Annotated in this window: 13 protein-coding genes; 11 read left to right on the plus strand and 2 right to left on the minus strand. The window is 70.4% G+C overall.

Annotation, left to right across the window (positions count from 1 at the left end; translation table 11 throughout):
• The first annotated feature begins 137 nt into the window (after positions 1 to 137).
• The 8 genes from ACTWPT_RS23100 to ACTWPT_RS23135 all read left to right on the plus strand — a co-directional run bounded on the left by ACTWPT_RS23100 (position 138) and on the right by ACTWPT_RS23135 (position 10178).
• Positions 138 to 3185 (plus strand): Rne/Rng family ribonuclease, encoded by a 3048-nt coding sequence (locus ACTWPT_RS23100; RefSeq protein WP_443179512.1) that lies wholly within the window; start codon positions 138 to 140, stop codon positions 3183 to 3185.
• Positions 3186 to 3396: 211 nt separating this feature from the next.
• Positions 3397 to 3699 (plus strand): 50S ribosomal protein L21, encoded by a 303-nt coding sequence (rplU, locus tag ACTWPT_RS23105; protein WP_049575732.1) that lies wholly within the window; start codon positions 3397 to 3399, stop codon positions 3697 to 3699.
• 15 nt (positions 3700 to 3714) lie between these two features.
• Positions 3715 to 3972 carry a 50S ribosomal protein L27 gene (rpmA, locus tag ACTWPT_RS23110; RefSeq protein WP_012893687.1) on the plus strand — a complete coding sequence of 86 codons (258 nt, stop codon included), beginning with the start codon at positions 3715 to 3717 and terminating at the stop codon, positions 3970 to 3972.
• Between the two features lie 116 nt (positions 3973 to 4088).
• The gene (gene obgE, locus ACTWPT_RS23115) at positions 4089 to 5441 is read left to right on the plus strand and encodes a GTPase ObgE (RefSeq protein WP_443179513.1); all 1353 of its coding nucleotides are present in this window, start codon (positions 4089 to 4091) and stop codon (positions 5439 to 5441) included.
• 112 nt (positions 5442 to 5553) lie between these two features.
• Entirely contained in the window at positions 5554 to 6720 is a 1167-nt protein-coding gene (gene proB / locus ACTWPT_RS23120; protein ID WP_443179514.1) for a glutamate 5-kinase, read from the plus strand.
• Between the two features lie 35 nt (positions 6721 to 6755).
• Complete coding sequence (locus ACTWPT_RS23125) at positions 6756 to 8030, plus strand: glutamate-5-semialdehyde dehydrogenase (protein WP_443179515.1); 1275 nt, start codon at positions 6756 to 6758, stop codon at positions 8028 to 8030.
• A gap of 50 nt (positions 8031 to 8080) precedes the next feature.
• A complete protein-coding gene (locus ACTWPT_RS23130; protein WP_443179516.1) occupies positions 8081 to 8257 on the plus strand; it encodes a hypothetical protein in 177 nt (58 codons plus the stop codon).
• Between the two features lie 82 nt (positions 8258 to 8339).
• Complete coding sequence (locus ACTWPT_RS23135; protein WP_443179517.1) at positions 8340 to 10178, plus strand: serine/threonine protein kinase; 1839 nt, start codon at positions 8340 to 8342, stop codon at positions 10176 to 10178.
• Positions 10179 to 10299: 121 nt separating this feature from the next.
• On the opposite strand, the gene ACTWPT_RS23140 is transcribed toward ACTWPT_RS23135, so the two are convergent.
• On the minus strand, positions 10300 to 11331 hold the full coding sequence (locus ACTWPT_RS23140) for a M48 family metallopeptidase (protein ID WP_443179518.1): 1032 nt from the start codon (positions 11329 to 11331) through the stop codon (positions 10300 to 10302).
• Between the two features lie 87 nt (positions 11332 to 11418).
• Between ACTWPT_RS23140 and nadD the strand changes: the two genes are divergently transcribed.
• The 3 genes from nadD to ACTWPT_RS23155 all read left to right on the plus strand — a co-directional run bounded on the left by nadD (position 11419) and on the right by ACTWPT_RS23155 (position 13228).
• The gene (gene nadD / locus ACTWPT_RS23145) at positions 11419 to 12036 is read left to right on the plus strand and encodes a nicotinate-nucleotide adenylyltransferase (protein ID WP_443179519.1); all 618 of its coding nucleotides are present in this window, start codon (positions 11419 to 11421) and stop codon (positions 12034 to 12036) included.
• A gap of 90 nt (positions 12037 to 12126) precedes the next feature.
• Positions 12127 to 12522 (plus strand): ribosome silencing factor, encoded by a 396-nt coding sequence (rsfS, locus tag ACTWPT_RS23150; protein ID WP_443179520.1) that lies wholly within the window; start codon positions 12127 to 12129, stop codon positions 12520 to 12522.
• Positions 12523 to 12598: 76 nt separating this feature from the next.
• Positions 12599 to 13228, plus strand: coding sequence for a histidine phosphatase family protein (locus ACTWPT_RS23155; protein ID WP_443179521.1), 630 nt, complete (start codon positions 12599 to 12601; stop codon positions 13226 to 13228).
• Positions 13229 to 13386: 158 nt separating this feature from the next.
• On the opposite strand, the gene ACTWPT_RS23160 is transcribed toward ACTWPT_RS23155, so the two are convergent.
• A complete protein-coding gene (locus tag ACTWPT_RS23160; protein WP_443179522.1) occupies positions 13387 to 14616 on the minus strand; it encodes an FAD-dependent monooxygenase in 1230 nt (409 codons plus the stop codon).
• Positions 14617 to 14685: the final 69 nt, after the last annotated feature.

Genomic DNA, 14685 nt, shown 5'->3' on the forward strand with positions numbered 1-14685 from the left:
CCAGCGTGAGCCGGGCACGACCGCTGACAGGACTTGGCGCCGGTGCCTCCGACATGGAGGCGCTGGCGGACAACTGAGACACGAGGGCTCCTGCGCGGCGCGGCGACGCGCCCGGGAGCTGACGGGAGAGCGCCCGCATGCTCGACAACGAGCCCAACGCCGGGGCCACTGGCCCTGACGGGGAGACAACTGAACAGACCAAGGTGACCGAACGTCGCCGCTCCGCCAGCCGCCCGGCCGGTCCGCCGCCCGAGCTGCCCGAGGAGCCGGCCTCCGTTCCGGTCACCATTCCTGCCGCGCAGGCCGCGCCGTCGGTCGCGGAGGGCGAGCCGGTGCGGCGCGCCGTCGCACAGCGCGCTGCCGGCGAGCCTGATCCTGACGTCCTCGCGGCCGCTGAGGCTGCGAACGGCGTCGCTGGCGCCGGCACGGCCGGTGGCGATGTCGCCGCGGTCGGCGAGGCCCGCGTCGAGAGCCCGGTCGAGGGCGTCTTGGCCGAGGCCGTTGCCGAGGCCGAGGAGAAGCCCAAGAGGGCTACGAGAACGCGGTCCACCGCGACGACCCCGCGTCGGCGTACCACGAAGAAGGCCGCCGAGGCCGAGCCGGAAGAGGCGGCAGCGATTCCGGAGGGTGCTGAGCCTGCCGAGGCCGAGGCGGCCCCCGTGAAGCGGCGCAGGACCACGCGCAAGAAGGCCGAGCCGGAAGAGACCGTGGCGCCAGAGGCTCCCGCCGCCGTCGAAGAGGCGGTTGCCGGTGACGTGGAGGCCGCGGAGGCCGCTGCGCCACGGGCGGGCCGCACGAGGACGCGCGCCGGACGTGGCGCTGCGGCGCGGGCGGCCGCCGGCGGTGACGCCGGGGTCGGTGCCGAGGCCGCGGAGGCCGAAGGCGCGGCGGTTTCCGGCGTGAAGGCCGCCGAGGCGGACGTTTCCGGTGCCCGGGCTGTCGTGTCCGGCGGGGACGTCGAGGACGAAGAGGACATCATCGAGATCCTGCCTGAGGACGAGCCGCTCGACGATGAGCCCGCGGGCGAGGACCTCGACGAGGAGTCCGTGCGGCCGAGTCTGCTCGCCGACCCGTTCGGGTTTGCGGCACGCACGCAGGACGAGGCGGGCGGCACCGCGTTCCAGCGGCCGGCGGCCATTTTCGCGCCGCTGTTCCAGGCACCGGATCCCACCCAGGCCAAGCCTGCCGTGGTCCGGCGGCCCGAGCCGCAGCCCGCTGCCGCCGAAGCTCCGCCCACTGAGGCGGAGGACGTGGCCGAGGAGGCCGTGAGCGAGGAAGAGGCCGAGGCCGACACCTCCGATGAGCAGGAGGAGGAAGGCGGCGGCCGGCGTCGGCGCCGCCGCCGTGGCGGCCGGGGCCGTGGCAAGGCCCGCGAGCGCGACGAGGCCGAGGACAGCGAGGAATCCGAAGAGGAATCCGACGAGGAGGAGGCCGAGGAGGCCCAGGAAGAGGAGGGCTCCACCTCGCGCCGCCGGCGCCGTCGGCGTCGCCGGGGCACCGAAGAGATCGCCGAGCCGGCCACCGACGACCCGCCGAACACGGTCGTACGCATCCGCGCACCGCGTTCCGGCCGTGCGGCCCCGCTCGACACCGCCACCGACGGCGTGCAGAGCGTGCGCGGCTCCACCAGGCTGGAGGCCAAGAAGCAGCGGCGCCGCGAGGGCCGCGAGCTCGGCCGCCGGCGCCCGCCGATCATCACGGAGTCGGAGTTCCTGGCCCGCCGCGAGTCCGTCGACCGGATGATGGTGGTGCGCAGGCAGGGCGACCGTACGCAGATCGCGGTGCTGGAGGACGGCGTGCTCGTCGAGCACTACGTCAACCGCGAAGCCAGCCAGTCCTACGTGGGCAACGTCTACCTCGGCAAGGTGCAGAACGTGCTGCCGTCGATGGAGGCGGCGTTCGTGGACATCGGCAAGGGCAGGAACGCTGTCCTGTACGCCGGCGAGGTCAACTTCGACACCGCCGGAATGGAAGGCCAGCCCAAGCGGATCGAGTCGGCGCTGAAGTCGGGTCAGTCCGTGCTCGTGCAGGTCACCAAGGACCCGATCGGGCACAAGGGCGCGCGGCTCACGTCGCAGATCAGCCTGCCCGGACGCTACCTGGTCTACGTGCCCGACGGCTCGATGACCGGCATCAGCCGCAAGCTGCCCGACAAGGAGCGCACGCGGCTCAAGAGCATCCTGAAGAAGGTCATGCCGGAGAACGCCGGCGTGATCGTACGCACCGCGGCCGAGGGCGCCTCCGAGGACGAGCTGGCCCGCGACGTGGCCCGGCTGTCCGCCCAGTGGGAGAGCATCCAGAAGAAGGCCAAGTCGGCCAGCCCGCCCGAGCTGCTGTCCGCCGAGCCCGACCTGACCATCAGGGTCGTGCGTGACGTCTTCAACGAGGACTTCACCTCGCTGGTCGTGCAGGGCGAGGAGGCCTGGGACACGGTCGACGACTACGTCAAGTACGTCGCGCCGCACCTGGCCGAGCGGCTGTCGAGGTGGGACGGCGAGCAGGGCGACGGCGACGTCTTCGAGTCGTACCGGATCGACGAGCAGCTCGGCAAGGCGCTGGACCGCAAGGTGTGGCTGCCGAGCGGCGGCTCGCTGGTGATCGACCGGACCGAGGCGATGACCGTCGTCGACGTCAACACCGGTAAGTTCACCGGCCAGGGCGGCAACCTCGAGGAGACCGTCACCAGGAACAACCTGGAGGCGGCCGAGGAGATCGTGCGCCAGCTCCGGCTGCGCGACATCGGCGGCATCATCGTGATCGACTTCATCGACATGGTGCTGGAGTCGAACCGGGACCTGGTGCTGCGGCGGCTCCTGGAGTGCCTGGCGCGCGACAGGACGAAGCACCAGGTGGCCGAGGTGACCTCGCTGGGTCTGGTCCAGATGACGCGTAAGCGGGTCGGTCAGGGGCTCCTGGAGGCCTTCTCGACGCTCTGTGAGTGCTGCAACGGGCGTGGCCTGCTGGTCTCCACGGAGCCGGTGGAGACCAAGCCTGAGGCGCGTGGCACGCAGGGGAAGATGGCCGTGGAGAAGGCGGTCTCCGACAAGGTTTCCGCGGCCAAGGACTCTGCTGGTCGTGATACGGTGACCGGTGCGCTTGAAGACGTCCCGTCAGAGGACGACCAAGCCGGTCAGACTTCTGGCAGGGGGCGGCGACGCTCCCGCCGAGCCAAGTCCGCCGAGTAGCCTCGGCGGGCGTCCGACGATCCGTCCGGTTCGCCTAGGGCACCGCTAATCCGGTACCCTGGTGAATCGGTGCGTCAGGTGACGTGCCCTGTTGGCGCGCCTACTCGGATCGTCGGTTCGAGACAGGATCGAATGACAAGGCGCAGCATTCGGCGGCCATCCTCGTTGTGGGGTGGTCGTGACAACAGCGAGTCAGTAGAAGGGTTCCGCGGTGTACGCGATCGTTCGTTGCGGCGGCAGGCAGCAGAAGGTCTCCGTCGGTGACGTCCTCGAGGTGGACAAGGTCGCCGGCGAGGTCGGCTCTTCGGTTTCGCTGCCGACGGTGCTCGTCGTCAACGATGGCGACGTGACGACCGAGGCGGGCAAGTTCACGGTCAGCGCCGAGATTCTCGGCGAGACCAAGGGCCCGAAGATCCGCATTCTCAAGTACAAGAACAAGACCGGTTACAAGAAGCGCCAGGGTCACCGCCAGCGGTACACCCAGGTGAAGATCACCGGTATCGACCAGGCCTGATCGGGAGTTTGAGAGATGGCACACAAGAAGGGCGCGTCGTCCACCCGGAACGGCCGTGACTCCAACGCACAGCGCCTGGGCGTCAAGCGTTTCGGTGGCCAGCTGGTCAACGCGGGCGAGATCATCGTCCGCCAGCGTGGCACCCACTTCCACCCCGGCGACAACGTCGGCCGTGGTGGCGATGACACCCTGTTCGCGCTGGCCGCCGGTCACGTGCAGTTCGGCGTCAAGCGCGGCCGCAGGGCCGTGAGCATCGTTCCCGTCGCGGAGTAGCTTTTCGCATCCCGACCTGGGAATTGTCTGGGGTGGATCGAGCGGTTTCGATCCACCCCTTTTGCGTTGTGTGGGAACAATGAGAGGCCCCTGGTGGGGCGATGGAGGAGTGCGGCATGCCGGACTTTGTGGACCAGGTGGTCCTGCATATCAAGGCCGGTGACGGGGGGAACGGCTGTGCCTCCATCCACCGGGAGAAGTTCAAGCCGCTCGGCGGCCCCGACGGGGGGAACGGCGGGCGCGGCGGCGACGTGATCCTCGAGGTCGATCCCAATACCGCAACCCTGCTCGACTACCACCGGCGGCCCCACCGCAAGGCCGACAACGGCAAACAGGGGCAGGGCTCCAACCGGGACGGCGCCAACGGGGAGGACGTGGTCCTGCCCGTGCCCAACGGCACCGTCGTCAAAGACGCCGCCACGGGTGAGGTGCTGATCGACCTCGTGGGGGCCGGTACCCGATACGTGATCGCCCAGGGCGGGCACGGCGGGCTGGGCAACGCCGCCCTGGCCAGCACGAAGCGGAAGGCGCCCGGGTTCGCGCTGCTCGGGGAGCCCGGCGACGGGCTCGACGTCATGCTGGAGCTGAAGAGCGTCGCGGACGTGGCGCTGGTCGGGTTCCCGAGCGCCGGCAAGTCGTCGCTGATCGCCGCGTTGAGCGCGGCCAAGCCGAAGATCGCCGACTATCCGTTCACCACGTTGATCCCCAATCTCGGGGTGGTGACGGCAGGGGACAACGTGTTCACCGTGGCGGATGTGCCGGGGCTCATTCCCGGGGCGTCGCAGGGGAAGGGGCTCGGGCACGAGTTCCTGCGGCACGTCGAGCGGTGTGACATGCTCGTCCACGTCATCGACTGCGCCACCATGGAGCCAGGGCGCGATCCGGTCACGGATTACGAGGTGATCGAGGCCGAGCTGCGGGCGTACGGGAAGCTCGAGGACCGGCCGCGGATCGTCGTGCTCAACAAGGCCGACGTGCCGGACGCTCGGGAGCTGGCTGAAATGGTCACGCCTGAGTTCGAGGCGCGGGGGCTGCAGGTGTTCACGATCTCGGCGGCCACCCATGACGGGTTGCGGGAGCTCACGTACGCGATGGGCGAGTGGGTCGCGGCCGCCCGGGCCAACAAGCCGATCGAGGAGCCGACGCGGCTCGTGATCCGGCCCAAGCAACTCGGCGACGCCGGGTTCCGGGTGCGGCGGGTCAACGAGAACCTGTTCCAGATCACCGGCGAGAAGCCGGAACGGTGGATCAGGCAGACGGACTTCACCAACGACGAGGCGGTCGGATACCTCGCGGACCGGCTGGAGCGGCTCGGGGTCGAGGAGCAGCTCGCCAAGGCCGGCGCGACTGCGGGGGCCGAGGTGGTCATCGGGCCGATGGAGGGCGGGTACGTCTTCGACTGGCAGCCCACGATGAGCGCCGAGTCGGTCCGTCAAGGACCGCGCGGCTCCGACAACCGGCTCGGGTAGGGCCGGGCGCGGGGCTGTTGCCTCGTGGCCTGGCCTGACGGCCGCCCCGCGGGGCCACGCAAGCGCCCAGCGGGCGCGTGTGCCGGGCGGTGGATGCCTCTCGCGGGGGGCCATGTACGCGCGCGGCGGGCAGGGTCATGGCTTCGATAGGCTCACAGGTGTGCGGGAACAGATCAGCTCAGCGTCGAAGGTCGTTGTCAAGGTCGGCTCCTCCTCGCTCACCACCCCCCAGGGAATGATCGACGTCGATCGTGTGGACGCCTTGGTGGACGTGCTGGCGGCGCGGCGCCGTACCGGGACGCAACTCGTCCTGGTCTCCTCCGGGGCGATCGCAGCGGGCCTCGGCCCGCTCGGGCTGAGCACGCGACCGCGCGACCTCGCCACCCAGCAGGCGGCCGCATCCGTCGGCCAGGGCGTGCTGGTGGCCCGCTACACCTCCTCCTTCGCCCGGTACGGCCTGCGTGTCGGCCAGGTCCTGCTGACCGCCGACGACATGATGCGGCGCGCGCACCACCTCAACGCCCAGCGCACCTTGACCCGGCTCCTGGAGCTGGGCATCGTGCCCATCGTCAACGAAAACGACACCGTGGCCACCGACGAGATCCGCTTCGGCGACAACGACCGGCTGGCGGCGCTGGTGTCGCACCTGATCAGGGCGGACGCGCTGGTGCTGCTGTCGGACGTGGACGCGCTCTACGACGGCCCGCCCAGCCGGGCCGGCGCCCGCCGACTGGCCGAGATCCGGGGCCCGGAGGACCTGGCCGGCGTCGAGCTCGGCAGGAACGGCGCGAGCGTCGGCACCGGCGGCATGGTGACCAAGGTGCAGGCCGCCAGGATCGCGACGGGGGCCGGTGTCCCTGTGGTGCTCACCGCGGCCGCTCACGCGGCCCAGGCGCTGAGCGGCGCCGACGTCGGCACCTACTTCCACCCCGGTGGCCGCCACCCCGGCACGCGCCTGCTGTGGCTCGCGCATGCCGCCACCGGGCGCGGCCTGCTCCACCTCGACCAGGGCGCGGTCGAGGCCATCGTGACGCGCCGCAAGTCACTGCTGCCGGCCGGGGTGACGTCCGTGGAAGGCGACTTCGCCGCGGGCGATCCGGTGGACCTGTGCGGGCCTCAGGGGCTCGTGGTGGCCCGCGGGCTGGTCAACTTCGACGCCGCTGAGATTCCCGGCCTGCTGGGGCGCTCCACGAGAGAGCTCGCGAGCGCCCTCGGTCCGGAATATGAACGCGAGCTCATCCACCGCGACGACATCGTCATACTGGAAGCCCACAACTGACAACCCATAGAGGTCTTGAACAGCGGAGCGTAGCCATGAGCACAGAGTTCCTGAGGGTCGCCCAGGCGGCACGAGAGGCCGCCGCCGAGCTGGCCCCGTTGCCGCGGGCGCCGAAGGACCGGGCACTGCGCACCGTGGCCGACGCCCTGGTCGCGCACGCGGCCGAGATCGTCGAGGCCAACGCCAAGGACGTCGAGCAGGCCAGGACGCAGGGCACGTCCGAGACGATGATCGACCGGTTGCGGCTCGACGAGGCCCGGATCGCCAAGATCGCCGACGCCGTACGCGAGGTGGCCGACCTGCCCGACCCGGTCGGCGAGGTCGTCCGCGGCGCCACGCTGCCCAACGGGCTGGAGCTGCGCCAGCTCAGAGTGCCGCTGGGCGTCATCGGCATCATCTACGAGGGCCGTCCCAACGTCACGGTCGATGCCGCCGCGCTCTGCCTCAAGAGCGGCAACGCGGTCCTGCTCAGGGGCTCCTCCAGCGCCTACTCCTCCAACACCGCACTGGTCAGGATCATGCAGGACGCGCTGGCGGGCACCGAGGTGCCCGCCGGGGCCGTCCAGCTGGTGCCCGGCCAGACGAGGGACTCGGTCAAGGAGCTGATGCGCGCTCGCGGCCTGGTCGACGTGCTGATCCCGCGCGGCGGCGCGTCACTGATCAACTCGGTGGTCGAGGAGTCGACGGTGCCGGTGATCGAGACCGGTGTGGGCAACTGCCACGTCTACGTCGACGCCGAGGCCGACGTGGACCTGGCCGTGCAGATCCTGGTCAACGCCAAGGCGCAGCGGCCGTCGGTGTGCAACGCGGCCGAGACGTTCCTGGTGCACGAGGGTGTCGCGGACACGTTCGTGCCCAAGGCACTGCAGGCGCTCGCCGAGGCAGGCGTGACCGTGCACGGCGACGAGCGGATCGCCGGCTACGGCGCGGGCGTCGTGCCCGCCACCGAGGACGACTTCTACGCCGAATACCTCTCGCTCGACATCGCCGCCGCCGTCGTCGGCTCGCTGGAGGAGGCCGTGGCGCACATCAGGCGGTACGGCTCCGCGCACACCGACGCCATCGTCACCCGGTCGCAGCAGGCCGCCCGCAGGTTCGTGGCGCTGGTGGACTCGGCGGCCGTGGCGGTCAACGCCTCGACCAGGTTCACCGACGGGGGCGAGTTCGGATTCGGGGCCGAGATCGGCATCTCCACGCAGAAACTGCACGCACGCGGGCCGATGGGGCTGCCCGAGCTGACGTCCACCAAGTGGGTCTACACCGGTGAGGGGCATTTGCGCACGTCAGAAGGCACGGTCATGCCTTGCTGACCGGCGTGTCGGCCTGACTGGTGCCGCTCACCGCGGCTTGACTGGGAGACATGGACCTTGTCGTCGCCCTCGTCTTCTCGGCCGCGGTGTTGTTCGGCGCCGACCGGCTGCTGCTCTGGCTGGAGAGCCGCGGCCACGTCAACTGGCGCAGGAAGGGCCGCAGACGGCTGTCGGAGGAGCCCACGGCCCGGCTCGACAGCATGCTCTCCGACCACACACGCCGGTAAACCTTCGGCGTGCCTCAAGCGGCAACTCGTGTCTCGGCGCTAGGGTTGTGTCCCTTATGGGCGCGCCCGGCGGGGAGGGACGGTGAGCAAGCTCGGCAAGGTCGGGCCGTACACCCTGGTCGAGCGGCTCGGCCGGGGCGGGATGGGCGAGGTCTACCTCGCGACTACCCGCCGGGGCGAGGGCGTCGCGCTCAAGGTCCTGCACGATCTGGCAGAGGACGAGACCTCGCGCGTCAGGCTCGAGCGCGAGGTGCGCGCGCTGCGCAGGGTCGAGAGCCCGTACGTGGCCAAAGTGCTGGACGCCGATCTCAACTGCGCGCGGCCGTACCTGGTCATGGAGCACATCGAGGGCGCCACGCTGCTGGAGCAGGTACGCCAGAGCGGCCCCCTCGACGTCTCCGACCTCGTTGACATGGCGCAGGGCATCGCCGCGGCGCTCGCGATCATCCACGCGGCCGGAGTCGTGCACCGCGACCTCAAGCCGGGGAACATCATCATGGGCTCCGAGGGGCCCGTGCTGATCGACTTCGGGATCGCGCAGGTGCTCGACGCGACCCGGCTGACCATGACGGGCACGTTCCTCGGCACGCCCGGTTACACGGCGCCGGAGATCTTCGCCGACGAGCAGGTCGACTCGCCGGCCGACGTGCACGCGTGGGCGGCGACGGTAGCGTTCGCCGCCACCGGGCGGCCGACGTTCGGGCGGGGCACGGCTGAGGCGCAAATGTACGCGGTGCTGAACGGGCAGGCAGACCTCAAGGGCGTGCCGGTCGAGTTGTTGCCGCTGGTGCGGGCCGCACTCAACAGGGAGCCGGGCAAGCGGCCCACGGCGGCGTTGCTGGCCGACCGGCTCTCCCGGCTGGCCAAGGCCACCAGCGCCACGGAGCCCGAGCCGCCCGCGGCCGCCGACACGGCCGACGAATCAGGCAGGCCGACGCCCGCGCGGAGCCGCACCACCGAGGAGGCGGCCGCCAAGTCCGCCCGTGGCAGGCCCAACAACACGGGCGCGGACGGGAAGGTGCCCGCGCCGCGCCGTCGCCCGGCCGCCGACGCCGGCCGTGCTGGCACGGACGGCAAGGGCGCGGCGGCGCGCGGCCGCACGGGCCAGGACGGGACAGCGGCACGCGGCCGCACGGGGGGCGAGGAGGCCGCGGCCCGCCAGCGCTCTCCCAGGACGGGCGCGGCGGCGGACGGCGTCGTGGCGCGAAGCCGGATGGACGGGGCCGCGGCACGCACCCGGACGAGCGCGGACGGGAAGGTGCCCGCGCCCCGGACCCGGGGGAGCGGCGACGGGAAGAACACGGGGCCGCGCGCCAAGATGACCACGCCGCGCCAGAGAGCCGCGGCGGCCGTCCGGAGCAGGGCCAAGCCGCAGAGCAAGCGCACGGCGGAGTCTCACACCACGCTGCCGGCGGGCAACGGCGCTCTGCTGCTGCTCGCGGTGCTGGCCGTGCCGTGCGTGGTGACCTCGGTGATCTGGCCGATCGCCTCCATCGCGATCACGACCGTGTTCGTGGTGCTGACCAGGACATTGTGGATGAGCCACTGGCTGGTCAGGAACCGCAGCTCGCAGCGTACGCGGGTCACGCTGCGTGTGCTGCTGTTCCCGCTGGCGCTGGCCGGGGCGGCGGCGACCGCCGTGGTGTGGCCGGGCGTGCCCGTCGCGGTGGCGTCCGGCGGGGCGCTCTGGGTGACCGGGGGCGGTGAGATCGACACCGACTGGTGGCAGCAACCCGCGCCCGTGACGGTGGCGGGCGTGGTGTTCGGGATGCTGTGTGGCGGCATCACGGGGCGCGAGATCGAGCGGATCGGCGGCCGGTTGCCTGATCTACGCAGGGAGGGATTGCGTGCGCTGGCCGTGCTCGGCGGGTTCGTCGCCCTGTGCGCGGCCGCCGTACGCGCGCTCGCGCTGCTGCTCTGACCTGCGCCGACGCTGGCCGCCCGTGCTTCAACGGTAGGCGGGTTCGGCCCGCCGCCCAGTGGTGGGGGCGGCGGGTCGGACGCGGCCGATCAAGCTGGATCGGCCGCGTACGGCGATCGGGCTAGCCCTGGCCGCCGTCGCGGCGCGAGAAGCGGTTGAAGATGCGCTCGCCCGCGTTGACGGCGCCCTCGGCCACGTCACGCAGCACGCCGATGAACGGGTCCTGCGACTGTGACCAGGACGCGCGGTAGGACTCGGCCGCCGCCTTGATCTCGTCGGTGACTCGTGCGTTGGGGTCGTCCTCCCGGCGCGGGTAGTCCCCGCCGATGATCCGGTCGTACTCGCCGCTGCGCTGCCACTTGTCCAGCTCGGCCACGCGCACCACGGCGAACGGGTGGGTGGTGCCGAGCAGGTTGAGAACCTTGAGGAAGCCGTCGCGAAGGTCGCCCGCGGTGTCGTATTCCTGGTACTGCTCCAGGAACGCCTCGATGTTCATCTCGTGGGTGTAGTCGCCGCCGGCGAGCTTCATCAGCGCCCTCTTGCCCGCTTCGGGGTCCTGGCCGACGAGCAGGCCGCCGCGGTCGGAGGACAGCTCCGACTTGCGGTACCACTCCTCCAGGCCCGCGACGATCGCCCGCAGGCCGATGTAGCCGAGCGGGATCCAGGCGACGCGGGCAGCGAGCATGGTGAGGATGTCGAGCATCGTGCGGTAGACCGCGTGCCCCGACAGGATGTGCGCGGTCTCGTGGCCGATGACGAAGCGCTGCTCCTCCTCGTTCATGAGGTTGAGCAGACCGGTGGTCACGACGATGAACGGGTCGTCGAAGCCGATGGCCTTGGCCTGGACCTGCGGATCCTGCTGGACGTAGACCTCGGGGATCCGGTGCAGATCCAGGATGTACGCGGCGTCGCGGCCCATGTCGTAGACGGAACGGAACTGTGTTTCGCTCACGCGCACGGCCGAGGCCAGGTACATCAGGCGAAGGCGACGCTCGCTCACGAGGCCGGACATCTGCTTGAGAACCGTGTCGAACCCACTCAACTTACGCAGAGCGACCAGGGCGGACCGGTCTGCGGGGTGTTCGTAGGCTCGGGACGAGATGCCGGGCAGTTGGACGCGGTTGCGGTCCGGGGTGGTCGTCATGCCCGGCATGCTACGTCCGCAACGGAAGTGATGCGCGGCCATCGTCAAGGGGGGTGCCATCATGTTGTCGTAGGGTGTCCACGTAAGGTCCGTTTCATGATGAATGCGCCTGGTGTGCAGGGGATTAGGCGAGTAGGAGTGATGGGCGGGACGTTCGATCCCATCCATCACGGGCACCTTGTCGCGGCCAGCGAGGTCGCTCACCACTTCGAGCTTGACGAGGTCGTCTTCGTGCCGACCGGACGGCCGTACCAGAAGTCTGAGCGCGAGGTATCCGCCGCCGAGGACCGTTATCTGATGACGGTGATCGCGACCGCGTCGAATCCCCGGTTCTCCGTGAGCAGGGTGGATGTGGACCGGCCGGGACCGACGTACACCATTGACACTTTGCGCGATGTTGCCGAAATCTATGGCCCTCAGGTAGAGCTCTACTTCATCACCGGCGCCGACGCGCTCGAGGCCATTCTCGGCTGGCAGAACGCCGACGAGCTGTTCGAGCTGGCCCATTTCGTCGGCTGCACGCGTCCGGGCCACACCCTGCACGATCCCGGGCTGCCCGAGGGAAAGGTCACGTTGCTGGAAATTCCGGCCCTCGCCATCTCCTCGTCGGAGTGCCGGCAGCGGGTGGCCAAGGGGGAGCCGATCTGGTACCTGGTGCCGGACGGAATCGTCCAGTACATCAACAAACGGGGGCTGTATCACGGCCACGGGTGAAGGATCTGTGCCGTACGTGAGGGGTTTCGGGCCGGAAGGGTACCCTCAACATAAGGGCATGCTGCCGACACAGGAGGACAGACCCGCATCGTGACCGCATCTGACAGATCCGTCCAGCTCGTGCGTATCGCCGCGGAGGCCGCGGCCGACAAGCTGGCCGATGACATCCTTGCCTACGACGTGAGCGAACAGCTCGTCATCACCGACGCCTTCCTGCTCTGCTCCGCCACCAACGACCGCCAGGTCCGCGCCATCGTCGACGAGATCGAGGAGCGGCTGCGCACCGAGGCCGACGCCAAGCCCGTGCGCCGCGAGGGCGAGCGCGAAGGGCGCTGGGTGCTGCTCGACTACATCGACTTCGTCGTGCACGTCCAGCACGAAGAGGACCGTACGTTCTACGCGCTCGAGCGCCTCTGGAAGGACTGCCCGGCCATCTCGCTGCCGGAGAGCGTCATGCAGGCCAACCTCCAGCGGGCGCGCGCGTGAGTGAGCGGCGCCAAGGAACCATCAGACGCAGCAGCAAAGCTCATGCTGATTTCGAGCCTTGTGGCGGGGACTCCGCATGAGCAAGCGGATCGTATGTCTGCGGCATGGGCAGACGTTGTGGAACGTTGAGCAGCGCTTCCAAGGGCACTCCGACATCCCGCTCGACGAGACCGGCGTCGCGCAGGCCGCCAGGGCCGCGTCGCTGCTGGCCTCGCTGCGGCCCACCCTCATCGTCTCCTCCGACCTGCAACGGGCCAACGACACCGCGCTGGCGCTCGGGCGTGTCGTCGGTCTCGACGTGGCCGTCGACAAGGACTTCCGCGAGCGCGGCGGCGGGCAGTGGGAAGGTCTGACGCGGGAGGAGATCGCCGCACGCTGGCCCGACGAGTACGTCGCCTGGGAAGCCCCGGACGGCGAGCTGGTCACGGACGTCGCCGCACGTGTGGCGGCGGCCATGCGCCGGTGGGCGGGTCGGCTGGACGGCGATGGGCTGCTGGTCGTGGCCTCGCACGGCGCCGCGCTGCGGCTGGGCATCTGCGAGTTGCTCGGGCTGCCCGAGGCGTTGTGGCCGGCGATCGGCGGGCTGGGCAACTGCTCCTGGTCCGTGCTGCAGGAAGGGCGCAAGGGATGGCGGCTGCTCGAGCACAACGCCGGGACCCTGCCGGAGCCGGTCAACAGCGACGACCGGCCGGACGCCGAAGCATAACCATCCCGTACGGCTCGGGGGCCGTACGGCGGCGGTATTCGTGATGGCGATCCCCCTGGCCTGGCGGCACCGTGTCTTCACCGTGCTGGAGCTGCCACCGGCCGGCCTGCTCGGGTTCGACGTGCACACGCCGCTCGGGCCCGGCGACACGGTGACGATCAGCGTGGAGCACCCGGGCGTGCAGCGGTGCCGGGTCGTGGATGGGCCGGAGCCGGCCCCCGATGATCCGGGGGCGCGGCGTAGTTCTTGAGCGCCATGGCGCTCGGCGTCGTCAACCTCCTGATGAGGCGCTTCCCCGGCAGGTGGGACAGGACACGCATGGCCTGGTTGCGCCGCCAGATCTGGGACCTCTTCTGAGGGACCAGATAATCGGCGGCTCCCCGCGCCTGCTTCTGGCACGTCTGGACGTAGGGGCGTAGCTCGCGTTCGTAGCGGTCGAAGGCGGTGCGGTGGTCGGGCGCCGCCGCGAGCTCGCCGGCCAGCACGTATGCGCCGATCATGGCCAGGCCGGTGCCCATCCCGCCCGGGCCGGGGGCGTGGGCCGCATCGCCCAGCAGGACCACCCGGCCGGACGACCAGCGCGGCAACACGACCTGGGCGGCGGGGGCGAAATAGAAGTCCTCCGCCGTCCACATCTCCCCGAGAAGGGACGGGATCTCCCAGTCCAGGCCGTTGAAGGCGGTCGCGATCAGCTCGCGCTGGCGTCTCCGGTCGCGGTGGTCGTAGGCCAGCGGGGGTGAGGCGAAGTCGAGAGCGGCCCTCGTCTCGCTGCCGGTGCGCATAATGGTCGCGCAGCGGCCGGGGATGCTGTACATCAGGCCCTCGTGGTCCAGGCCGTACGTGCCCGGCACCGAGAAGATCGCACCGTACATTCCCAGGTGGCGTAGTTCGGCGGGTTCGTGGAAGGCCAGGTCCGCGACGGTAGAGCGGATGCCGTCCGCGCCCACGACCAGGTCGAACGTGCGGGGCGGCGACTTCTCGAAGGTCACGTGGACGCCGTCGGCGCTCTCGGTCAGCGCCGTAACGGAGTCGTCGAAGATCCACTCGGCGTTCGACGTGTCGTGGAGGATGCGGCTCAACGTGCCGCGCAGAATCTCGACGTCGCCGCTGAACACGACCGACGGGAGGCTCGACAGGCGCTTGCCGCGAGCGTTCACGATCCTGATGTCGCCCATGCGGGTCTGGGCGTCCTCGACGGCTTGGCGGATGCCCGTGCGCGTCAGAATCTCCAGTTGCGTGGCTCCGCGGAAGTCGACCGCCTGGCCGCCAGGGCGGAGGGTCGGGGCTCGTTCGACGATCGTGGGGCGGTTGCCGTGGCGGGCGAGCCAGTGAGCGAGTGCCGGTCCGGCGATGCCGCCGCCCGAGATGAGGATGTCGAGGTCGCGCATGGCAGGCTCCTTAGTGTGCATTTACGCTGTACGCGGACCATAGATTGATGGAGTTCTCTTAGGCAATAC

Origin of the sequence: Nonomuraea sp. 3N208 (assembly GCF_052245935.1) — a bacterium.
GTDB lineage: Bacteria > Actinomycetota > Actinomycetes > Streptosporangiales > Streptosporangiaceae > Nonomuraea.

Excerpts from the sequence above, each read along its gene's own strand:
- ACTWPT_RS23100 (WP_443179512.1), top strand. The coding sequence starts at position 138 with ATGCTCGACAACGAGCCCAACGCCGGGGCCACTGGCCCTGACGGGGAG.
- rpmA (WP_012893687.1), top strand. The coding sequence starts at position 3,715 with ATGGCACACAAGAAGGGCGCGTCGTCCACCCGGAACGGCCGTGACTCC.
- obgE (WP_443179513.1), top strand. The coding sequence starts at position 4,089 with ATGCCGGACTTTGTGGACCAGGTGGTCCTGCATATCAAGGCCGGTGAC.
- proB (WP_443179514.1), top strand. The coding sequence starts at position 5,554 with ATGTACGCGCGCGGCGGGCAGGGTCATGGCTTCGATAGGCTCACAGGT.
- ACTWPT_RS23125 (WP_443179515.1), top strand. The coding sequence starts at position 6,756 with ATGAGCACAGAGTTCCTGAGGGTCGCCCAGGCGGCACGAGAGGCCGCC.
- ACTWPT_RS23130 (WP_443179516.1), top strand. The coding sequence starts at position 8,081 with ATGGACCTTGTCGTCGCCCTCGTCTTCTCGGCCGCGGTGTTGTTCGGC.
- ACTWPT_RS23140 (WP_443179518.1), bottom strand. The coding sequence starts at position 11,331 with ATGCCGGGCATGACGACCACCCCGGACCGCAACCGCGTCCAACTGCCC.
- nadD (WP_443179519.1), top strand. The coding sequence starts at position 11,419 with ATGATGAATGCGCCTGGTGTGCAGGGGATTAGGCGAGTAGGAGTGATG.
- ACTWPT_RS23155 (WP_443179521.1), top strand. The coding sequence starts at position 12,599 with ATGAGCAAGCGGATCGTATGTCTGCGGCATGGGCAGACGTTGTGGAAC.
- ACTWPT_RS23160 (WP_443179522.1), bottom strand. The coding sequence starts at position 14,616 with ATGCGCGACCTCGACATCCTCATCTCGGGCGGCGGCATCGCCGGACCG.